Source organism: Candidatus Defluviilinea gracilis (genome assembly GCF_057138825.1).
Genome location: NZ_DBNHEF010000053.1, coordinates 35860 through 57897, shown reverse-complemented (window position 1 = coordinate 57897; position 22038 = coordinate 35860). Strand labels below are relative to the sequence as shown.

The following is a 22038-nucleotide window of genomic DNA, read 5'->3' as shown; positions in this document are numbered from 1 at the left end:
ATTCTCCAATTCTCAAAACCTCTATTCACGCGCTTCGAACCATGGCGCGCGGCGGAATGTACGATGTGGTCGGCGGCGGCTTCTCGCGCTACAGCGTGGACAATTTCTGGCGCGTGCCACACTTTGAAAAAATGCTGTACGACAACGCGCTATTAACTCGCGCGTACTTGCACGCATGGCAGATCACGGGCGATCCGTTCTTCAAGCGCGTCGTTGCCGAAACGCTCAATTTCATTGAACGCGAAATGACTCACCCCAACGGCGGGTTTTATTCGTCGCTCGACGCAGACTCTGAGCATGAAGAGGGGAAATTCTACGTGTGGACACTCGATGAAATCCGCGCTGTGTTAAAAACCGATACAGATTTCTTTGAAGCGGCGTACGGAATTACCGCGCGTGGAAATTGGGAGGGCAAAACAGTCTTGCAACGCGCGTTGGATGACGCCTCCCTCGCCGCCCGCTTCAAACTCGACGTGGAGGCTGTCCCCTCCAAACTAGCCGACTGCCACTCCCGGCTTTTATCTGCCCGCGCAAAACGAGTCCGCCCCGGCACAGACGATAAAATTCTCGCCTCGTGGAATGGACTCATGCTCGCGGCAATGGCAGAAGCGGCGAGGGCTTTCGGTGAGTCAGAACTCCAAACCCAATACGCCAAATTGGCTACACGTAATGCGGAGTTTCTTCTCTCTCAACTACGTCCCAACGGCAAACTCAAGCACAGTTGGCGCGATGGAAAAACAACCGACGCGGTCTTCCTCGAAGATTATGCCGCGTTGATTCTTGGTCTGCTTGAACTGTATCAAACCGACTTCAACGACACATGGTTTGCCTCCGCAAAAGAACTTGCCGACGAAATGATCGAACTGTTCAACGATCCCGCTGGCGGCTTCTTCGACACATCAAAACATGGCGAAACGTTGTTGCTGAGACCGAAAGACACGCAAGACAACGCCACGCCATCGGGCAACGCGCTGGCGTGCGAAGCATTGCTCAAACTTGCCGCATTCACCGACGAAGGGAAATACCGCGACCTCGCGGAGAAATCACTTGGGCTTGTGGTGGGCATGGCTGTCCGCTACCCCACTGCATTCGCGCGCTGGCTGTCGGCGGCAGATTTCGCCCTGGGGGAGGTGAAGCAAGTCGCAATCGTGGGTGAAGCGGGCGGCGAAGAGGTGTATGAGTTGGCGCGCGTCGTCCGATCCGCTTTTAGGCCGAACGTCATCGTCGCCGCATCCGCCTATCCGCCGTCGAACGATGCGCCGGCGCTGTTGAAGGAACGCCCGCTGAAAAATGGAAAGCCAACCGCCTATGTGTGCGAGGGATTCGTTTGCAAAAACCCCGTCACATCAATCGCGGAATTAAAAGAGTTGTTGTAAAATTAGCGCATGGACCCAATACTCACTGACAATCTTGTCAAACTTGGCATGGCAGTTTTGGTCGGGGGGCTGATCGGCGCGGAACGCGAATACCAAGACAAAGCCGCCGGCTTCCGAACCATCATTCTGATCACCGTTGGCTCGACGTTATTCACCATCCTTTCGCTCACCCTCGACCCCGGCAACACGCAAACGCGCATCGCCGCGAACATCGTGACGGGCATCGGCTTCCTCGGCGCGGGCGCGATCATCCGCGAACACGGCAAAATCGGCGGCTTGACCACCGCGGCGACGATCTGGCTCTCTGCGGCGCTGGGCATGGGCATCGGCGCGGGCGAGTTGGTGTTTATGCTGGTCTCTACAGGCGTTGTGCTGATCGTATTATTTTTCTTCCCTCTTGTCGAGCGGCGCATCGACCGCATCCGCGAAGCGCGCACGTACAAAGTGGTTATTGGATTGGGAAACGCAAAAGGGATCGAGAAGATTCAACAGGCGCTTGAAGAGTGCTCGCTCAAAGCCATCGAATCACACCAACAGAAAACGGAAAGCGCAATCACTAGCACATGGCAGGTGATCGGCTCGCCAAAAAACCAAAAGAAGTTTGTGGAGATGTTGATGAAAGATAAGTCTGTCAAAGAGTTTGATTACTAACTCGCCTTACGCAGTCTGCGGCTAACCTGCGCAACATCTGTTACTCAATCTTTTCACAAAAAACAGCGGCGCGCAAACTCTCTCACTTGCGCATCCTTGCCGAGAAATGACAACAGGCTCTCACACGAGAGCCTGTTGTTTTATTTTGTTTCCGCGCTGTTATTTGAATCTGCGTCTTCCGCATCCTGTTTGCCTTCGCTCAACCCCTCGCGAAAAGACTTGATGCCCCTGCCGAGTTCGCCGGCAATTTTGCCGATGCGCCCGGGACCGAAGAGCAGGATGACGATCACCAGGATGATGATCCATTCAGCGCCGCGTGGTAATCCAAGCATGTAGTACTCCTTTACTGATTTCGGCTGTATCGTACCACAGTCGCGATTAATTCACCATTATAGTTCGCGGCGATACAGTAAGCCCTCAATGAAGCGGATGGCGCGTCGCACCAGCGAACGCACGCGACCCAACCTGCGATATTGCTCGGGACGAACGTGTCCTTTACTGGGAAGCGGTCCCGTCCATTCGGCGGCTAGCGCGCCCCATGTGAGACCCGCGCCAAACCCCACCATCACGAGTTTTTCTCCCTCCTTGATCTGCCCTTTTTCGATCGCTTCCACCATCGCGATTGGGATGGAGGCAGTGGAGGTATTTCCGTACCGGTCGAGATTGACGACAAACCTCTCCATCGGGAGTTTGAGTCCGCGCGCCGCCGCTTCGATAATACGGATATTCGCCTGATGCGGCACGATCCATTTAATATCTTCCACTTTCAGTCCCGCCGCATCGAGCGCCTCCAGCGTGGCGGATGCCATGACGCGCGTGGCAAAGCGGAAGACTTCTTTGCCGTCCATTCTGATGCAATGCAAACCCTCATGGACAGTAGACTCGGTCGCCGGGAAGCGGCTCCCCCCAGCGGGTAAAGTGAGCAGGTCGCCGCCGGAGCCGTCTGAATGCATCACAGCAGAAAGCACGCCGCCGGGTCGTTCGCTAGCCTGTAAAACGAACGCGCCCGCGCCGTCTCCAAACAGAATACATGTGTTCCGATCTTTCCAGTTCACAAATCGGGAAAGAGTTTCAGAGCCAATGATCAGCGCGGTTTTGATCGATCCGCTGCGGATCGCCTGCGCGCCCATATTCAAAGCATAGATGAATCCCGTGCATGCGGCAAGCAGATCAAAGGCTCCCGCTTTGGTCGCGCCGAGTTGGTCTTGAATCAAACACGCGGTTGCGGGGAACATATACTCGGGCGTGGATGTGGAGCAAATGATCAGGTCAATATCTGTCGGGCGCACATTCGCCACCTTGAGCGCCTTGATCGAAGCCTCCACCGCCAACGTGGAGGTGAAGTCCGTTGCGCCAGCAATGCGCCGTTCGCGAATCCCGGTTCGTTCGCGAATCCATTGATCGTTCGTGTCGACGATTTTGGCAAGATCGTCGTTGGTCATCACCCCTTCGGGCGCCGCCATTCCCCATCCTGTTATGTGTGCGTAGGGCATTGCTTTCTCCTGCAAAAAACATGAGTCGCGGCATAAATAAATTTGCCGTCACCCAACATCATCGGTTTTTACTCGTAACGACTGATCGCCAGCGTGGCGTTATGCCCCCCGAACCCAAACGAATTGGATAAGGCATGTTTCACCGCAACGCCGCGCGCTTGGTTGGGAACGTAATCCAAATCGCACTCCGGGTCTGGCGTGCTGTAATTGATCGTCGGAGGCAACATCGACTCGCGGATCGCCTGAATTGTAAAGATCGCTTCCACCGCTCCCGAAGCGCCCAGCAAATGCCCGGTCATCGATTTTGTAGACGAGACCGGTATCGCGTACGCCTGTTCGCCAAAAACACTCTTGATGGCGGCGGTCTCGCTCTTATCGTTCAACGTGGTGGACGTGCCATGCGCGTTGATGTAGTGAATATCCGTCAGGGAAAGTTCCGCATTTTCGAGCGCCAACTTCATGGAAATTGCGGCGCCTGCGCCATTCTCCGCCGGCGCCGAGATATGGTGCGCATCGTCGGTTGTTCCGTAGCCGGAGATTTCACAGAGAATGGTCGCCCCGCGCGCTTTGGCATATTCGACCTCTTCCAGGATCAACATGCCCGCGCCCTCCCCCATCAGAAAACCATCGCGCGTCTTGTCGAACGGGCGGGAGGCGGTAAGCGGGTCGTCGTTTCGGGTGGATAACGCGCCCATCACGTTCATGCCGGCAATGGTGATTGGCGCCAGCGCCGCTTCGGACGCGCCCGCGATCATCACATCCGCCGCGCCGCGCCGAATCATTTCCACGGCTTCGCCGATGGCGTTGTTTCCAGACGCGCAGGCAGTGGCAAGCGACATATTCGGCCCGCGCGCGCCGACGCGAATGGCAAGCATCCCCGCCGCGCTATCCGAGATCATCATCGGGATCAGAAACGGGCTGACGCGGTCCGCGCCGCGTTCGCGCAGAATATCAGCCTGCTCCATCATCGTGCCAACCCCGCCGATTCCCGTCCCGATAAGCACGCCAATCCGGTCTCGATTTGAATCGTCGATCTTCAACCCCGCCTGATCAAGCGCCTGAGCGGCAGCCACCATGGCAAACTGCGTAAAGCGATCCATCTTGCGAGCCTCGCGCGCGCCAAATTCAGCGACCGCATCAAACCCTTTTACCTCTGCCGCGAACCGCGTCTTATGCTTGCTGGAATCAAAACGAGTGATCGCGCCCGCGCCCGATTTCCCGGCGAGCAAAGCGGACCAGGTTTCTTCCACAGTATTCCCCACAGGGCTGATACAGCCCATCCCCGTGACGACAACGCGTTTCCTCATTTAGTTTCTCCTTCGCCGGATTGCCTCCACGTTTCAGAAGGCATGCGCATTACAACACGCACCCGCTCAATTAGACACGTTCCCCACGCAGGGTCTGCACGGTCTTCCACGCCTGTTGCAAGTGCAACCGGTCATGATCTGCCATAAAACCCAACACTTCACCGAAGTTCGTCGGTCCAAAAATAGCATGACGCGCCGGGCGCGACCACAGTTCCTCCGGCAGAGATTTCACACGCGCCAACAACTCCACGCGCGCGTCCGCAAATTCGACGCCCGCCGCGCAGGCATTCTCCAACAAGTAATCGCGTTCGCTCGCCCATACGCTCGTTTCCGGCCGTGGAATAAACGCATCGGCTTTTTCCAGCATCAATTCAAGTTGCAGGGCGTGCACCTCGCGCTCGGTATCGCGCAAATGACAGGCAATCTCATTCATTGCCCAATCGCCGCGCGCCTGTTCGCGTTTCAAGTCATCCTCACGCAACAAGCCGAGAAAATGATTCAAGACCGCCGGTGTAGATTCCAGAATTCCCAACACCGCATCGCGGGATTTGAACGACGGCTCAAGCGCAGACCGTTCGCTGGATTCCAGCCAGAGACGCGCGTCACTCAACCGTCCTCGGCCCGCCTCGACACCCGGTGTGGAACCTGCTTCGCCTTCGATGAAAAATGTCTTCAACCCCAGCCGGTGCGCGGAGACAATATCGCGCGAGGGGTCGTTGCCCACCATGAGAATTGGTCCATCCGGCCAGCCCATGCGTCCCAACACCTCGGCATAATAGGCCGGGTGCGATTTGCTGAAATGAAAATCCTCGAAGGCCGAAACCAGTTGGAAACGCTCGGGGTCCAGACCAGCCCAGCGCAGACGCTGATGCGTTGCTTTGAGCGGGAACAACGGGTCGGTTGCGATCGCAACATGCACAGCGAAAGCCGCCGCCCAGTCCACAAACTCGGTTACGCCGGGCATCGGCGAAGTATGCGGTTGAAGCGATGGAAAGATCCTTTCGTAAAAATCCTCCAGAACCTCGCGCAAGTCGCTTGCGGGAATTCCCAGGGCGGGATAAAAATACAATTCAAAGACCTCGCGCAAACTTTTGCGCGGGTCTTCATTTTCGTTCATGCGGTTTACCCCGTTCATTAACGCCCGCAAAAGTTTATCGGATGGGACGTGACCGCACACGTGATCAGCCAATGCCTGAAAATAGGCGGGCATGAACGCCGGCAGGTTTGTGTTGAGCAGGGTATCGTCTAGGTCGAGCAACAGAGTCAATGACATGGAGTTTTTCAAGGTTGATCCCCCGTAAATCTCAGGGTTTGATTTCAAATTTGAACGGCAACGTGTGACATTCCCCGCACCCCACTTGCGGCTCTGGCGCTTGTTTCCGTGATTTCTCGCAATAGGCTGAAACCTGCACCCGGCGCATAAACGCCGCCGAAAGGGGACGCCCAACTTTTGCCGTAAGCTTCATATATTCGCAGGCGTTTGCCCGCGAAATTTCCGGCACAGGGCAAAATTTACACAAGTCGCGCGACCACATCTGTCCGGCAGACTTCAGCAGCCGGCATTCCTCCACGTTTCGACCACGGAAGTAATCGCTATAAAAATGCGGGCATTCTGCGCCAAAAGGTGTCTTCATGCTTGGTAGTATAGGCTCGAAATCTAAATAAACGATGAGCGAGCAGGCAGGATACTTACCTCAGCCGCTCGCTCACGTTGATGGCTTTTTCAGGAAGGGCTACACGCGGGTGGTGTACTCGCCGGTCTCGGTATTAACTCGAATCACATCGCCCACTTTCACAAATTGAGGGCACTGCACTTCAAGCCCTGTTTCTGTCTTGACTTTCTTCGTCACACCGGTAGCGGTGTCGCCCCTAATGGCGGTTTCGGCTTCGATCACTTTCAAATCCACTGTGGAGGGGAATTCCACATCGAGTGGGGCATCGTTGTAAAACGTGAGTTTCACTTCCATGCCTTCTTTGAGGTAGAGCGCGGTCTCGCCGAGCATCTTGGCGCTGACGGCGGGTTGCTCAAACGTTGTGTTATCCATGAAATGATAGAACTCGCCGTCGTTATATAAATAAGAGACGTTGTGAAAATCGAGCCTCACATCCTGCACCGATAAGCCGGAGTTGAAAGTCCGCTCGATGTTCGCGCCCGTGAGCAGATTCCGCGCTTTAATGCGGATATTGGCATTGCCGCGCCCCGTTTTATTGTGGCTGTAGTCCAGCACTTTGTAGAGTCCGCCATCCAATTCGAAGGTGACTCCTTTGCGTAATTCGTTGACGTCGATCATGCGCGCACTTTCCTTTTAGGGTTTGAAATTCTTTAGAAGCGGCGGGATTATACTACAAGAAAAAAGCGGAAATCAGTGACTCGTTTCCGATTCGGGGTTATCTTGCAATAACTGAACGGCATGAGGCAGGGCCGGGATCACGGCTTCCAAATTTTCCACCGCGCCTTTTGGGCTGCCGGGCAGGTTGATGATGACGCTCCGCTTGCGGATGCCGGCAACAGAGCGCGAGAGCATGGCATGTGGAGTGCTTTTGAGCGAGGCGGCGCGCATGGCTTCGGCAAGACCGGGCGCTTCTCGTTCGATGACCGCGCGCGTGGCTTCGGGCGTCACATCGCGCGGGGCAAAGCCGCTTCCGCCGGTGGTGAGGATCACGTCGAACTCGCCGGAGTCTGCCCATTGGGCGAGGGTCTCACGAATGGAGGATTCTTCGTCGGGGAGGATTAACTGCCTACGGGCGAGCCAGCCCTCCCCGTCGATACGACGCGCCAGCGCTGGACCGGACGAATCTTCGCGTTCGCCGCGCGCGGACCGGTCGGAGAGAGTCAGGATCCCAAATCGAAGCGTCATGCGCCGTTTTTCTTGATCAGGGTGAGCAAGTCGTCTGGCATGAATGGCTTGAGCAGAAAGTCGTTTGCCCCGTGTTTCAGGCACTCATCTTTCATGTTCAGCCCGGAGGTCATTATGATGCGGAGGTCGGCAAGCGTATCATGCCTGCGGATCGCCTCCACAATTTCGATGCCGCTATGCTGTCCGAGATGCACGTCCATCAAAAGCACATCGGGCATTTCGCGCATTGCCAGCGCGGGCACATCGGAATCGACATCGGCAGTGACCACTTCAAAGCCTTCCATTTTCAGAAGCGTTTGAAGGAGCGACACCATGGTGTGATCATCTTCGGCGAGGAGAATTTTTGACATGTTGTTTTACTTTACCATTTTTGCGGCTTTTAATTGCCGAAGTTGTTTTTCCGTTTTCCAGGGCAGAGCCGAGCACGTCGTCGACCGTTTCGACATACACAAACTTCATGGTGTCTTTGATCTCGTCCGGCACATCTTCCACATCCTGCTCGTTATACTTCGGCAAAATGATCGTCCGCAGACCGTTGCGATGCGCGGCAAGCACTTTTTCTTTGACGCCGCCGATCGGCAGAACCTGCCCGCGCAGGGTGATCTCGCCGGTCATCCCGACGTTCGGTTTGACCTTGCGCCCCGACGCCAACGACACCAGCGCGGTCGCCATCGTGACTCCGGCGGAGGGACCGTCTTTGGGCGTGGCGCCGGAGGGGATATGCATGTGGATATCCGACTTGTTGAAGAATTCATCGTCCAAGCCCAGCGCGCTCGCGCGGGAACGCACGTACGATAAAGCCGCCCGCGCCGACTCATTCATCACGTTGCCAATGGAGCCGGTCACTTGAAAGCCTTTGCCGCCGGGCATGCTCGTCGCTTCGACGAACAGCACATCGCCGCCGTACGGAGTCCACGCCAGCCCGGGCACCACGCCCGGGATCGAAATGCGGCGGTTGAGTTCCTCCGTCCCGTGAAAGATCGGATGGTCGAGATATTCCTCGATCAGACTCGGAACGATCTTCACTTTCTTCAGTTTCCCTTCGGCAATGCGCGTGCCAACCTTGCGGCACACCGCGCCGATCTTGCGCTCCAAATTGCGGACGCCCGACTCGCGCGTGTATTCGCGGATGATATTTTGCAAAGCATCGTCGGAAAATGAAATTTCGTTCTCGCGCAAACTGTTCTCGCGGATCTGTCTCGGGATCAAATATCCTTTGGCAATGGCGATCTTTTCTTTTTCGGTATACCCCGAAAGCGAAATGATCTCCATGCGGTCGAGCAACGGACGCGGGATTGTCTCCAGCGTATTGGCGGTGGTCACGAAGAAGACCTGCGAAAGATCGTAGGCAACTTCGAGATAGTTATCGCGGAATTCGCTGTTCTGCTCCGGGTCGAGAACTTCGAGCAGAGCCGAAGCCGGGTCGCCGTGAAAATCGAACGTGAGTTTATCAATTTCATCGAGCATGAAGACCGGGTTGCGCGATTCGATCCGGCGCAGCGATTGCAAGATGCGCCCCGGCATCGCGCCGATGTACGTGCGGCGATGCCCGCGAATCTCGGCTTCGTCGCGCACGCCGCCCAGCGAGGCGCGCACGAACTTGCGCCCCATCGCGCGCGCAATAGATTGACCCAGCGAGGTCTTGCCGACCCCGGGCGGTCCCACAAAGCAAAGGATCACGCCTTCGCGCTCGCGTCGAATCGTATCGTCCGACGGCGTTTTTATTTCATCTTTGCGGTCGAGCCGCAATTTGCGAATGGCAAGAAATTCCAGGATGCGTTCTTTGACGTCTTCAAGTCCGTAATGGTCCTGGTCTAAAATTTTTCGCGCGTGCGCAATTTCAAGATTATCGTCTGTGGCTTTCGCCCACGGGATCGCCACCAGCCAATCGAGATACGTGCGGATGACTCCGTATTCCGCCGCGGCAGTCGGCAGACGCGACAAACGTTCCAACTCACGGGACGCCTGCTTCGCCGCCTCCTCGGGCATTTTCGCCTCTTCGATCTTTTTGCGAAACTCATCCACTTCGGCGGCTTGTTCGTCTTTTTCGCCCAATTCTTTTTGAATGGCTTTCATTTGCTCGCGCAGGAAGTAATCGCGTTGAACTTTTTCGATCTCGCCGCGCGCCTCGTTTTGAATCTTTTGCCCCAGCGAAAGCACTTCGGCTTCGCGCACCAACAAGCCGACCAATTTTTTCAATTTCTCGGCAACCGAATCAATCTCGAGGATTTCTTGCGCGTCTTTCAATTCCATGCGCTGAAAGTTAGCGATCGTGTATGCGGTTTGCAGGGGGTCTTCCACAGAGGTGATCGAACCTGCCAACTCCTCCGGGAAAGAGGGGATCATTTGGGTGATCTGTTGGAATTGGTCGCGGGCATTACGCGCCAGCGCGTCGATCTCCAACCCTTGTTCCACATGCTCGGGGGCAAGTTCAATACGCGCCTTGAGATAAGGCTCCTCTTGCACAAATTCGCCAAGTCGAAAACGAGCCATCCCCTGCACCAGCAAGCGGATCGTCCCATCGGGGGCGCGCAAAAGCCGATGGACTGTGGCAATCGTCCCGATCCGGTATAGATCCGCTGGCGAGGGGGTTTCCAACTCGGGGTTGGTGGCCGCCACAAGTCCAACCAGTTTATCCCCGCCTACCACTTCATCGACCAAGCGAATCGAGCGCGGCTGACCGACCGTCAATGGAACTGCCGTATTCGGGTAGACCACCACGCCGCGCAATGGCAAAATAGGAAGCACATCCGGGAATTGCCCCCGCTCAGAAACCTCGACGGGTTCATCTTTGTTGCCGCCCTCTTTTTTCGGCGAGCGCGAAAACAGCGATGGCATGATCATGGAAAGCAATTCATCGTCCGTATCGCCGATCCACGTATAGAGTTCGTTGAAGTTGGAGTTCCAGCGCGAGGCAGGCATGATGTTATTCATCCGCCTTGTTGTATGGTTGATGTTTTGTTTTTGGGAGGATAATCGTAAGCAAGCCGTCTTTATATTCCGCCGACGCCGACTCCATATTCACCGGAACGATGAGTTCCACGTCGATCTCAAATTTTCCTGAAAGGATTTCCATCTGATGATAGGCTCGGCGCCCGGCCGGATCGGGGCGAACGCCTTCGATTCGCAACAATCGATTTTCCGCCGCCACGGTGAAGTCTTCATCGCGCATCCCCGCAATTTCAACCTTCACGATGAAGTCGTCTTCTGTCTCGTACACATCGGTGGGCGGATGCCACACGCTCGAGCGCACCTGCCAGTGAATGGCATGCAGGATGTCTCGGCGAACTTCGATGGTGGAGGGATAGGATTTACGAACAATCGTGGTCATGGCGCACTCCTTGCCGGAACCGGCAGTAACCGCTGAATATCATGTTTGGAGGCGCCCCCGGAGGGAATCGAACCCGCAACCGACAGCTTAGAAGGCTGGCGCTCTGTCCATTGAGCTACGGGGGCGTTGTAACTCTATTGTATTACGTCGCGCTCAAGGATGCAAATCACGCCAAGCGGTTCCCCTGAGAGACTGTTTCCTACATCACCCTTTAGAACACGGGCGCCATGGATTTCACTGATGCTCACGAAAAAACCGTGATCCAAACCTTCATCCGTGGTGTCCCCGTGAAATCCGCGCACAAAAAGACGGTGAAACTGAGACAAAGATCAGGACGCGGACGGACGGATGCCTTTATACACGCGCGGGCCAGCGAGGGTTCGCAAGATCGTTTCAGGCGGGCGGTTTAACCGCGCGCCTAAATCCTTGGAAGACATCGGTATGTTGCCGTTCGTCAGAAACAGGCGGAACACCGCCTCCACGAGAGCCGTCTGTTCGGTGAGAAAGTCCGGCTGTTTGACACAGTGCGACATCAAAGCGTTCTGGACGCCTTCCACCTGCTTCACTTCGGCGGTAATCGGGTCCACCCAGTCGATGACTTGACCCTCTTCCACATCCATAAAGGCTTCACGATGCTCGGCGCAAAGCAAAGACCGCAGGTATACATGCCAGTCGCGCTCGTTTTTCTTCCACCACTCGAAATCGATATGGAACGGGGTTTCTGCTGTCGGCTTAACAAGGCTGAACCGTTTTGCTTCGGTCATGCTATTCTCCCTCGCTCATCCGGAAATGCAGGTCGCCAACGTGAACGAACTCAGGTTTACTCGCCAACAAAGCCAGCAAGGGAGCGGGCGGCGTTCGGCGGACAATATTCACCGCAGAATACAACTCTTGCGCATGCACATGCCCTTGCGGGGTTAATTTGGAAAGCTCGCGAGTCAAATCCGCAACCAGTTTTTCAAAAGAACGCCTTGAATCCTGCTTCCACAATGTATCCACCGCGTCGAACGAAGGGATGGCGAACGCCATGCGTTCATTGAATTCGGCAGAGACGGCTTGTTTCAACATGGCGAAAACGATGCCCCCATCCGCGCCGACGATGGCTGTGCGCATCCAATCTTTGGTGGCGCGATACGTCCGCGCTTCGATGACGACTTCGCCGGGCGCATCGCCTCGGCGGATTCGCACGAGACTGCCCGGTATCAGCCCATTGGCTTTGTACCACTCGCGCAGACCGAAGACATAGCGATTCTCACGCACGACCCACGCGGGGATTCTCTGACGCGTCTTCCCATCAACCAGCGTAAACCGAACCCGGGGAGTCTCGTATGCGGTTGGGAAAAACGATCGAACGCGCGCCGAGACGGGCAAAGTCCCGGCCCGGAGATGAGGGTAGATGAGCGCGATCGAAACTTCCTTGAGGTGAGAATCGGGTTTTTCCTCCACCTCACTTAACTCATCGTCCAGTTGCGCTTCCAGATCGAGCATTTGTTGATCGAGCAAAGCGCGATCATGCTCGACGGGATGATATTGCAAGAACGCCGGCGTGTTACGCACTTCTTCGGGTTCCAAGCGTTTGAGGAACCACAACACTTCACCGGCGGGACCCACTTCGTCGAAGCGGCCGTCTTCTTGCAACGCAAGATTGAGAGAGAATTCAGCCAATTTGGGATTCACGCCGTCCGGCAAAGCAACATCCTTGAGAAGCGCGGAGGCGGGCAGCGGTTCGCCACCGGACATATCCAGCACGGCTTCCGCCAGATTGAGGTTGCCCTCGTTCACATCCACCAGCAAGGCGCGGGGGAACCACCTGCCCGCAATTCGGATCAACTGGTCGTCGTCGCCGAATGCCGCCTCAAGTTTCCCCTCGATCTCGCTTCCATGTTCTTGCATGATCGCATCGGGTTCAAAGCCTTCGTTCTCAACCGTGACGGGCTTATCGTTCAACAAATGAGTTGGCAGATTCGACGCAAACATACGACGGGCGCCATCGTCGAAGTCTACAGTGAGGACGTTAAACCCGCTTCTTTCTGGATGTATGCCGGCTCGCACCTCGGAGACTTTCCCATGCTTCCATGCCAGCGCGGGGAAGACGAGCGCCTCGCCCACCTGATGAGAATCTTTCGGGAAGTAGACCTTTCCGCTCCCCTCTTGTTGTTTGCGGACCGCGGCGCGTTCAGCGCGGTTGCGCTCGTGGATCAACACCAGCGCGAGTTCGCGCGCGGTGAGAGGGGTCTCGTGTTCAAATAAATAGTTGTGCAGGAATTCAACGTCTTGCCGGGTGATCTGAATTTCAGCCCATGTATCGAGGGATTCGAGTAAGTTGCTTACCATACCATGCCTTGAGGAATTTTTTTCGGCGCAAATCGTTTTCGCCGGGCAGTATTATACCGTACCTTAAGTGAAGATGTATAATTTCGCCATGAATTTTACGCTGGCGCAGGCATTGCGCGTTGACGAATCGAATTGCATCGCATGTGTCGGGTCGGGCGGAAAGACGACCGCGCTGTTTCAACTGGCGAGGCAATGGAAGCCGCCGGTGATCGTCACTGCCACGTCGCATTTGGGGGCGTGGCAGATTCCGCTTGCAGACAGGCACATTGTTGCGACCTCTCAAAGCGATTTGGTGAATCTCAAAAAAGATTTAGACGGGGTCATGTTGATTACAGGCGAAGCAAAGGACGACAAATTTCAACCTGTGAACCATGAAATTATTGAATCGCTTCGTGAATTATGCTTGCAACATTCCATTCCGCTCCTGATCGAGGCGGATGGCTCGCGGCAAAGACTGTTGAAAGGCTGGGCGGAGCATGAGCCTCCCATCCCTGATTTTGTTGAGCATGTTGTGACTGTTGTCGGGTTATCAGGCTTAGGCAAGCCATTGACCGAGGAATATATCCATCGTCCAGAAATATTTGCAGAATTAAGCGACACAGAAGTTGGACAGATCATCGAATCGAATTCATTGACTCGCGCCCTCTTGCATGACAAAAGTAGTTTGAAAAATACTCCCGCCCATGCGCGGCGGACTGTTTTATTCAATCAGGCAGATACTCCCGAACTGCAAGCCAGCGCAAGGGCAATGACCAAGATGTTGCTTTCTAAATATCACTCCGTTGTCATTGCAAGTCTGGAGCAGGGAAAAATCTTCGCGGCGCACGAGCCTGTCGCGGGGATCATTCTCGCGGCGGGAGAATCTTCGAGATACGGCGAGCCGAAACAATTATTGGATTGGAAAGGCGAGCCGTTCGTGCGCGCGGTGGCGAAGAGAGCGCTCGAGGCGGGGCTTTCACCGCTGGTTGTTGTCACAGGCGCAAACGCGGAACAAGTTGAATCGGCGGTGAAAGATTTGGCTGTGAAGATCGTCAGGAACAACGAATGGAAAAGCGGGCAGGCGAGTTCGATTCGGGCGGGGATTCTCTCCCTCACACCCCCTCCCAGCCTCCCCCAAATACGACATGGAAATTTTGATCATCGGGAATCATCTCATGTCGGATTTGGGGGAGGTGCCCGAGCGGAGCGAGTGGCAGAGGGGGTCGGTTCCGCAATCTTCCTGCTCGTTGACCAGCCGCAGATCACGACATCCATTTTGCAGGCGTTGACCGAGAAACACGCGGAAGGTTTGTACCCCATCGTCGCGCCGATGGTGATGGATCGCCGCGCGAATCCCGTGCTGTTTGACCGCAGAACATTCGCCGACTTATTGACTCTCGAAGGCGACACGGGCGGACGCGCTATTTTCCATAAACACAAAGTGGAATATCTCCCCTGGCATGATGACCGTCTCTTGCTTGACGTGGACACGCCCGAACATTATCAACGCTTGTTAGCAGATGAGACGTTATGATCTCAGCGATCATCCTCGCCGCGGGCGAATCGAAGCGGATGGGTCAGCCGAAAATGTTGTTGAAGTGGGGAAAGACGACTGTGCTTGAACATGTCATCTCAGTTTTTGCAAATGCGGGAGTCGAAGATATTGTTGTAGTGACGGGGGCGGCAAGGGATGAAGTTGAGAAGATCGTTGCAGTCGCGCAGACGAGTTGTCCAGCGCGCAGTGTATTCAACGAGGGATTTGTTGAGGGCGAAATGTTATCGTCGATTCAATGTGGGCTTCGTGACTTGGCGGAGAAAGATTCAAGCGCGGCATTGATCGCGCTGGGCGACCAGCCTCAAGTCCGCGAGGGAAGCGTGTGGAGGGTGTGCGAAATGTTCAAGGAAACTGGGAATCCGCTGGTGGTTCCGAGTTATCACATGCGGAGGGGACATCCGTGGCTGGTGGATGAATCGTTGTGGGGCGAGATGCTTGCCATGCGCGCGCCGCAAACGCCGAGGGATTTTTTGAACGCGCGCGCGGATCAAATCAAGTATGTTGAGGTTGACGATGAGGGAATTCTTGCCGATCTGGATACGCCCGAACAATATCGAACGCACAAACCGTAGAATTTTATTTCAAGCGCAAGATATATAAGTTCGTTTCGCGTCGTTGAAACCCCATGCGTTGATACAACAAATTTGCCGCTTCGCGTTTTGGGTTCGAGGTCAATGAGATATTGTCCGCCCCCGCCTCGCGCGCCAACTCGATCGCGCGGGTCATCATCGCTTTGGCAATTCCCTTGTTGCGATGATGTTCATCCACAACAACATCTTCGATGACGGCTCGCGCCCCTGTGGGAACGCGATAGATGATCAAAGTCAAAATCCCCGCAATTTCATGGCTTTCATTGGATGGACGCGCGACCAACAGCGATGTGACGGGAGTATTGAGGATGGCTGTTAATTCATCTCGGGTTGGGGGAATTTTTTCGGGCGCTAACTGGAGAATCAAACGGGAGGATGCCGTAAGGAGTTCGTCGGAAACTTCAGTGACCTTTTCGATCAACATCGTTTTATGCGGTCTTCGGCGTCCCAAACTTGGGGAAGAAACTCAACAGCGCGTAATATGCCACATACACAAACGACGCGGGCGCGACCCATTCAGGCACGTTGGGGTATTGCAGAAGCGCCCAAACGCCCAGCCCGGCATACAGATAGGTGAAGCCGAGCGTGAAGCGGCGCAGACGGGTGTTGCGGGAGGGATAAAGATATTTGACAGGCACAAAGACCAGAATGTTGCACAAGACAAGCAACGCAAGATTGACCCAGGGATTCAACCCCAACAGCATCATGTAGACGACGAGAAAATTCCACACCGACGGAAAGCCTTTGAAGAAGTACGTGTTGCTGTCGGACTTCGCGTCGGTCTGCGTGAATTGATACGCGGAGGTGAGCAGAATCGAAATCGCCGCCGCCATCGCAAAGCCTGCGGGCATCAAACCATCCACGCGGATCAACAACAACGCCGCGACAACGACATAATTCAAATAATCAATGATGTTGTCCATCAAGCCGCCGTCCACGCCCTGGGCATATTCCTTCACGTGAAATAAACGCGCCAACATGCCGTCGAACCCGTCCACGAGCATGGCGATGACGATGTACACGATGGCAAGTTTGAAATTCGATTCCCAGATCGCAAGCAGGGTTAGGAATCCCCACACCGCGCCCGTCGCCGTGAATAAATGAACGCTCCATGCCAAAGTTTTGCGAAGCCAAAGCGGAAGTCTCTCGAACATGCGTCACCTCAAAGAAATTAGATTGCATCCATACGTTCAAACCGCAGTTGCACTGCGTCTCGAACGCGATCTTGGCGCAATTATAAAAGAAAAGGCACGTCTTTCAACGCGCCTTTCAAAATTATTTTTCGTGGTGCGGGATGCCATCCCGCAACGCCGCAACGAGCGGGATCACATCCCGCTCCACGACAAGCCTTATTTTTTCACCAGCCCAACCTTGACCGTCTCGCCGTCGAACGAGTCATCCACACTGGATGCGCCGCTGGGCGGACTCGCAAACTGGAGACTCGACGTGAGCGTTTCGGCGGTGATGTACTCCTTGTGCGCCTCGATCGCGGACCGTAAGCCTGCGGAGGCTTCGACGAACAGTTCGATCCTGTCAGCCACGTCCAAGTCCGCGCTCTTGCGGAGGTCTTGCACGCGCCGCACAAATTCGCGCGCGAGACCTTCCTGTACGAGTTCGGGAGTCAACTCGGTGACGAGCGCGGCGACATACGCGCCATCTTCGGCAACCGCGAATCCTTCCTTCGCCTGCGCCTTGACATCCACCTCTTCAGACAAAATTTCGTAGTTGACTCCTTCAACGCTCACTTTCAACGCTTCGCCAGACATCAGCGTCTTCGCAACTTCTTCCGCATTCAAGGCAAGGATCGCCTTTTGGAGCGCGGGGAATTTGTTGCCGTATTTTTGTCCCAATTGCTTGGGCAACGGCTTGACCGTATGCGATACGGCTTCAGTCGAGGCGTCCAGCAAGCGGACTTTTTTCACGTTCAACTCGTCCACGAACAGGTCGGCATAGTTTTCGACGGCTTTGCGTTCGTTCGCATTTCCGACAGAGAACGCGGCTTCGGCAAGCGGCTGACGGACTTTGCGATTCGCTTTCTGCCGCGCGGAATGTCCGAGCGAGACGAGTTTCATCACGGTCGCCATGTCATGGTTCAGCGACTCGTCTATCATCTCAGGCATCACTTGGGGCCACTCGGCAAGATGCACCGACTCAGGCGCGGACTCATCCACAGAGCGGACGAGGTTTTGGTACAGCTCGTCGGCGAGAAAAGGCATCGCGGGCGCGACCAGCTTCGAGAGGGTGACAAGAGCCGTGTACAACGTCGAGTAAGCGGCTTGCTTGTCGGAGTCCGATTCCGATTTCCAGAAGCGGCGGCGCGAACGTCGCAGATACCACGTAGACAATTTCTCGACGAACGCCTCGACGGGACGCGTCGCGTTGGTCACATCATATTTTTCGTACGCCTCCGTCACATCGCGGACGAGCACATTCAATTCAGATAACAGCCAGCGATCCAAGTCGCTTGTTGCGATTGGCATGGTCGTTACGGTGGGTTTATCGAGATTCGCATACGTCACGAAGAACGAGTAGACGTTCCACAACGTTAGCGTGAAGTTGCGGATGACCTCGCCCACCAAATCGGAAGAGAAGCGTCGCTCTTGCCCTGGCGGAGTTGCCGTGTAAAGATACCAGCGGAACGCGTCGGCGCCGTGAACGCTCAGCACGTCCCATGGCGCAACGATATTGCCCTTGCTCTTCGACATCTTCTGCCCGTCGCCATCGAGGATCAAGCCGAGACACAAAACATTCTTGAACGAAACTTTGTCGAATAGCAGTGTGCTGATAGCGTGAAGCGAATAGAACCAGCCGCGCGTTTGGTCAACGGCTTCGCAGATGTAATCAGCGGGGAACTGCGACTCGAATTTATCTTTATTCTCGAACGGATAGTGCCACTGCGCGACGGGCATCGAACCCGAATCGAACCACACGTCAATGAGATCGGGGACGCGGCTCATTTGCTTGCCGCATTGTGCGCAATCCCAATGGACTTGATCCACGTACGGACGATGCAGATCGAGTTCGCTGAGATCGCGTCCCGCTTTTTCAGAGAGTTCCTTCACCGAGCCAACGCCTTCGCGATGCTTGTTCTCACATTCCCAGATCGGAAGCGGCGTGCCCCAATAACGCTCACGGCTCAACGCCCAATCAATGTTATTGGAGAGCCAATTGCCGAACCGTCCCTCACGCGTGTGTTCGGGAACCCAATTGATGGTGTTGTTCAAGCCGACAAGTTTCTCGCGGAACGCGCTTGTGCGGATGTACCACGACTCGCGCGCGTAATACAACAGCGGAGTTCCGCATCGCCAGCAGAACGGATAGGTGTGTTTGTACTCACCCGCCTTGAACAACAGTCCGCGCGCGCGCAGGTCTTCGGTGATCATTGGGTCAGCGTCTTTGACGAACACTCCGCGCCATGGCGTCACCTCGGAGACGAATGTCCCGTCGGGGAGAACGGTCATCAACACGGGCAAGTTGTGTTGCTTCGACATTTCCATGTCTTCCTGACCGAACGCGGGCGCGATGTGAACCAAGCCTGTGCCGTCTTCTGTCGTGACGAAATCTCCCAACACGACGTAATGTGCGGGCTTGTCGGGCGGCAGGAACGTGAACAGTGGATGATATTTCACGTCCTTCAACTTTTTGCCTTTGAACGTTTCAACGACCTTCACTTCTTCGTCACCGAACACTTTTTGCACGAGCGACTTCACGAGGATCAACTTTTCTTTTTTGCCATCGTTATCGCGTTCGACAGTCACGTACTCTTCTTCGGGATGCGCGGCAACAGCGACGTTGGACGGCAACGTCCACGGGGTTGTTGTCCACACGAGCAGTGATGTGTCGGGCTTATCCACCAGCGGCATGCGCACAAAGACCGAAGGGTCGATCGCGTCGTCGTAGCCGAGGGCAACCTCATGGTCCGAAAGAGGCGTGCCACAACGCGGGCAATACGGCACAACTTTGTAGCCCTTGTACAGCAGGTCTTTGTCCCAGAAATTTTTCAATATCCACCACACCGACTCGATGTAGTCGTTGGTGTAGGTCACGTAGGCATCTTCAAGGTCAACCCAGAACGCGATGCGGTCGGTGAGTTTCTCCCAATCCTGGATGTACGTGAACACGGATTTTTTGCACAGCTCGTTGAATTTATCGATCCCGTATTCTTCGATCTGTTGTTTGTTTTTGAAGCCGAGTTGTTTCTCCACTTCGATTTCGACGGGCAGACCGTGCGTGTCCCAGCCGCCGCGCCGCGAGACGTGAAATCCGCGCATGATCTTGTAGCGCGGGAACATATCTTTGAACGCGCGCGCCAACACATGATGCACGCCAGGCTTGCCGTTCGCGGTCGGCGGTCCTTCATAAAAAACATACTCAGGCGCGCCTTCGCGTTGTTGCGTCGTCTTTTTGAAAATGTCGCGTTGTTTCCAAAATTTCATCATGGCTTCTTCCATCGAAGTCACGTTGAGTTTGGAGTTGACTGGTTTGAACATAATGATCTCCTCTTTCACCGTCCCGCAGGTTTGAATCGCGCAACAAAGTTTTGAACGAAAACCTGCGGGACGTTTTGCACTTAAAACAAAAACTCTCATCTCTTTCCAGAGACGAGAGTTAAAACTCACGCGGTACCACTCTGATTTCACGCCAAATGCGCGACACTCATCGGCGACAAACATCGCCCTGCTTTGATAACGGAGGGCAACTCCGATTCGCTTACTTCGATTTCAGCAAAATGGCTCCGAGATGATCTTCGATTTGCTCGCTGGTGTGGCTCACACCGCGCCCACACTCGCTGACAGACTCACAAACCTACTCTTCTCTTCACTGCCTTTGATTTGGCAGATTATGCCACAACAATAATTGACCGTCAACAAAATCGTGGGGCGGATTGATAATCCGCCATTTTTATTGGATAATCGCTCTTATGCCGACTCCCCCTCTCAAACTGGATTCGCCGCCTCAGGCTGGCTCGCCCCTAGTCATCAACGCTTCTTTTCTGACGGTCAGCCTGCCTCGCCCTCCTCGGAAGTTTTATCGCCACGGATGGCAATCCTGGTCCCTCGCCGCGTGGACAGAGCCACCCCCCCTCCCCGTTCAACGCCCCGCGATACTCCATCCCCTGCAAACTGATCCGCGCTACGTGAATGAAACGTCGCCGCACAGTTCGTGGATCGGCGCAGTGGAATTAGACGAGAACGATATTTTGCTTGTCGGCGCGTTGGGATTGGAATCGCATGTTCAACTATCGTCAAAAAATTCCGAGTCACAACTCGAGGGCGCTGCCCTGAGCATGTCGAAGGGTTGGTACGAACGCGACGATGGCGAGTGGTTCATCGCGCGCGGAAGCGAAGAATTTGTCTTTGCAAAATACGCCGAAGAATTGGGCAAACGCTTCGGCAAAAAGTCAGACAAGCCCGCGCCGCGCGTCTGGTGTTCGTGGTACAGCCTGTACACCGCCATTGACGAAGCCATCCTCTTCCGCACGTTCGACGAGTTAGGCGACCTGCCCTTCGACGTTCTGCAAGTGGACGACGGCTGGCAAACCTCCATCGGCGATTGGGAGGTGAACGGAAAATTCCCATCAGGCATGAACGCGCTGGCAGAAAAGATTAAGTCCACTGGGCGAAAGGCTGGGCTGTGGCTCGCGCCATTGATCACCGTCGAGTCGTCGCGTTTATTTCGTGAACATCCCGATTGGTTCTTGCGCGATGAAAATGGAAAATTTGCGTCAGCAGGATTCAACTGGGGCGAACAACTATACGCGCTGGATGTCACACATCCTGCCATGCTCGAATGGCTTGCCGCGTTGATGAAACAAGTCCGCGCGTGGGGATTCGATTATCTGAAATTGGATTTTCTCTACGCGGGCGCATTGCCCGGTAAACGATTTGTGGATCTGCCGAGTGAAGAGGCGTATCGCGGAGCATTGAAAGTGATGCGCGAAGCCATGGGCACGGATGCGTATTTCCTCGCGTGCGGCTCACCAGTCCTGCCATCGCTCGGCTTGTGCGACGCGCTCCGCATCGGACCCGATGTTTCCGACAAATGGGAAGACCCGCGCGATGCAACCCTGCTCTATAACTTCACAACACCTGGCGTGAGAAACGCCGTCCGCACAACGGTGAGTCGCTTGTGGCTTCAGCCGTTGATTGCCGTTGATCCTGATGTGGTTTACTTTTCAGGGAAAGAAAATTCGCTTTCAGCAGAACACAAACAGCTTCTTCAAGACCTCGCCTTCATCTGCAACTTCAAAGCGACCTCCGAACTGCCGCAGTGGATATCTCCAGCAGAGCGCGAGTCCCTGCGCGAGTTTCTAACCGCGTCTCCGCAAGTGAAACGCATCAACCGCGCGACCTTCCAAATTGACGACCGCATCGTAGACTTTTCATCCGCTCTAGCATTACCCCCTCCCCCGCGTGGTCTAACCAAACTCCCCGCCTCGTTCATGGGCTGGCTGGGAAATCAACCATTCGCGTTGAATTTATTCCATCGCTTGAACAAGTCGGCTTTCAGGAAGAAGAGGCAGAGGGCGGAAATCGAATCGTAGTAGCAACTCGCTTTCCGCAA

General features: G+C 55.1%; 19 protein-coding genes, 1 tRNA gene and 1 other annotated feature. Of the genes, 5 read left to right on the top strand and 15 right to left on the bottom strand.

Annotation, left to right across the window (positions count from 1 at the left end; all coding sequences use genetic code 11):
* Together AC16KF_RS08185 and AC16KF_RS08180 are read left to right on the top strand one after the other, a co-directional pair.
* The coding region (locus AC16KF_RS08185; RefSeq protein ID WP_484036815.1) for a thioredoxin domain-containing protein at positions 1-1376 on the top strand (1376 nt) is incomplete at its 5' end.
* Positions 1377-1385: 9 nt separating this feature from the next.
* Positions 1386-2027, top strand: coding sequence for an MgtC/SapB family protein (locus AC16KF_RS08180; protein WP_484036814.1), 642 nt, complete (start codon positions 1386-1388; stop codon positions 2025-2027).
* Positions 2028-2167: 140 nt separating this feature from the next.
* Here AC16KF_RS08180 and tatA read toward each other — a convergent pair whose 3' ends face one another.
* The 12 genes from tatA to AC16KF_RS08120 all read right to left on the bottom strand — a co-directional run bounded on the left by tatA (position 2168) and on the right by AC16KF_RS08120 (position 13350).
* Positions 2168-2359: a twin-arginine translocase TatA/TatE family subunit gene (tatA, locus tag AC16KF_RS08175; protein WP_484036813.1), complete on the bottom strand. Its 192-nt coding sequence runs from the start codon at positions 2357-2359 to the stop codon at positions 2168-2170.
* A gap of 57 nt (positions 2360-2416) precedes the next feature.
* Positions 2417-3520: a beta-ketoacyl-ACP synthase III gene (locus tag AC16KF_RS08170; protein WP_484036812.1), complete on the bottom strand. Its 1104-nt coding sequence runs from the start codon at positions 3518-3520 to the stop codon at positions 2417-2419.
* A gap of 68 nt (positions 3521-3588) precedes the next feature.
* Complete coding sequence (gene fabF / locus AC16KF_RS08165) at positions 3589-4827, bottom strand: beta-ketoacyl-ACP synthase II (protein WP_484036811.1); 1239 nt, start codon at positions 4825-4827, stop codon at positions 3589-3591.
* A gap of 70 nt (positions 4828-4897) precedes the next feature.
* Positions 4898-6100: a DinB family protein gene (locus tag AC16KF_RS08160; protein WP_484036810.1), complete on the bottom strand. Its 1203-nt coding sequence runs from the start codon at positions 6098-6100 to the stop codon at positions 4898-4900.
* Positions 6101-6560: 460 nt separating this feature from the next.
* Complete coding sequence (gene efp, locus AC16KF_RS08155; protein WP_484036809.1) at positions 6561-7118, bottom strand: elongation factor P; 558 nt, start codon at positions 7116-7118, stop codon at positions 6561-6563.
* Between the two features lie 72 nt (positions 7119-7190).
* Positions 7191-7685 carry a MogA/MoaB family molybdenum cofactor biosynthesis protein gene (locus tag AC16KF_RS08150; protein ID WP_484036808.1) on the bottom strand — a complete coding sequence of 165 codons (495 nt, stop codon included), beginning with the start codon at positions 7683-7685 and terminating at the stop codon, positions 7191-7193.
* Positions 7682-8035 (bottom strand): response regulator, encoded by a 354-nt coding sequence (locus tag AC16KF_RS08145; RefSeq protein WP_484036807.1) that lies wholly within the window; start codon positions 8033-8035, stop codon positions 7682-7684. Before AC16KF_RS08145 ends, AC16KF_RS08150 begins: the two co-directional genes overlap by 4 nt.
* Positions 8007-10523 carry an endopeptidase La gene (gene lon, locus AC16KF_RS08140; RefSeq protein ID WP_484036818.1) on the bottom strand — a complete coding sequence of 839 codons (2517 nt, stop codon included), beginning with the start codon at positions 10521-10523 and terminating at the stop codon, positions 8007-8009. The genes AC16KF_RS08145 and lon overlap by 29 nt, the downstream gene beginning before the upstream one ends.
* Positions 10524-10611: 88 nt before the next feature.
* Positions 10612-11016 (bottom strand): Hsp20/alpha crystallin family protein, encoded by a 405-nt coding sequence (locus tag AC16KF_RS08135; protein WP_484036806.1) that lies wholly within the window; start codon positions 11014-11016, stop codon positions 10612-10614.
* 52 nt (positions 11017-11068) lie between these two features.
* Positions 11069-11141 (bottom strand) — tRNA-Arg (locus tag AC16KF_RS08130).
* A 204-nt stretch (positions 11142-11345) separates the two neighbouring features.
* On the bottom strand, positions 11346-11780 hold the full coding sequence (locus AC16KF_RS08125) for a hypothetical protein (protein WP_484036805.1): 435 nt from the start codon (positions 11778-11780) through the stop codon (positions 11346-11348).
* A 1-nt stretch (position 11781) separates the two neighbouring features.
* Positions 11782-13350: a hypothetical protein gene (locus tag AC16KF_RS08120; protein WP_484036804.1), complete on the bottom strand. Its 1569-nt coding sequence runs from the start codon at positions 13348-13350 to the stop codon at positions 11782-11784.
* 88 nt (positions 13351-13438) lie between these two features.
* On the opposite strand from AC16KF_RS08120, the gene yqeC reads away from it, so the two are divergent.
* Positions 13439-14863 carry a selenium cofactor biosynthesis protein YqeC gene (gene yqeC, locus AC16KF_RS08115; RefSeq protein ID WP_484036803.1) on the top strand — a complete coding sequence of 475 codons (1425 nt, stop codon included), beginning with the start codon at positions 13439-13441 and terminating at the stop codon, positions 14861-14863.
* Positions 14860-15456: a nucleotidyltransferase family protein gene (locus AC16KF_RS08110; RefSeq protein WP_484036802.1), complete on the top strand. Its 597-nt coding sequence runs from the start codon at positions 14860-14862 to the stop codon at positions 15454-15456. The genes yqeC and AC16KF_RS08110 overlap by 4 nt, the downstream gene beginning before the upstream one ends.
* Before the next feature lie 4 nt (positions 15457-15460).
* Here the strand turns inward: AC16KF_RS08110 and AC16KF_RS08105 are convergent, their stop codons facing one another.
* The 3 genes from AC16KF_RS08105 to ileS all read right to left on the bottom strand — a co-directional run bounded on the left by AC16KF_RS08105 (position 15461) and on the right by ileS (position 19964).
* A complete protein-coding gene (locus AC16KF_RS08105) occupies positions 15461-15898 on the bottom strand; it encodes a GNAT family N-acetyltransferase (RefSeq protein WP_484036801.1) in 438 nt (145 codons plus the stop codon).
* A 4-nt stretch (positions 15899-15902) separates the two neighbouring features.
* A complete protein-coding gene (locus AC16KF_RS08100) occupies positions 15903-16628 on the bottom strand; it encodes a CDP-alcohol phosphatidyltransferase family protein (RefSeq protein ID WP_484036800.1) in 726 nt (241 codons plus the stop codon).
* 195 nt (positions 16629-16823) lie between these two features.
* Entirely contained in the window at positions 16824-19964 is a 3141-nt protein-coding gene (gene ileS, locus AC16KF_RS08095) for an isoleucine--tRNA ligase (RefSeq protein WP_484036799.1), read from the bottom strand.
* 104 nt (positions 19965-20068) lie between these two features.
* Positions 20069-20305: a binding site (T-box leader), on the bottom strand.
* 90 nt (positions 20306-20395) lie between these two features.
* Here ileS and AC16KF_RS08090 point away from each other — a divergent pair.
* A complete protein-coding gene (locus AC16KF_RS08090; RefSeq protein WP_484036798.1) occupies positions 20396-22018 on the top strand; it encodes a glycoside hydrolase family 36 protein in 1623 nt (540 codons plus the stop codon).
* Positions 22019-22038: the final 20 nt, after the last annotated feature.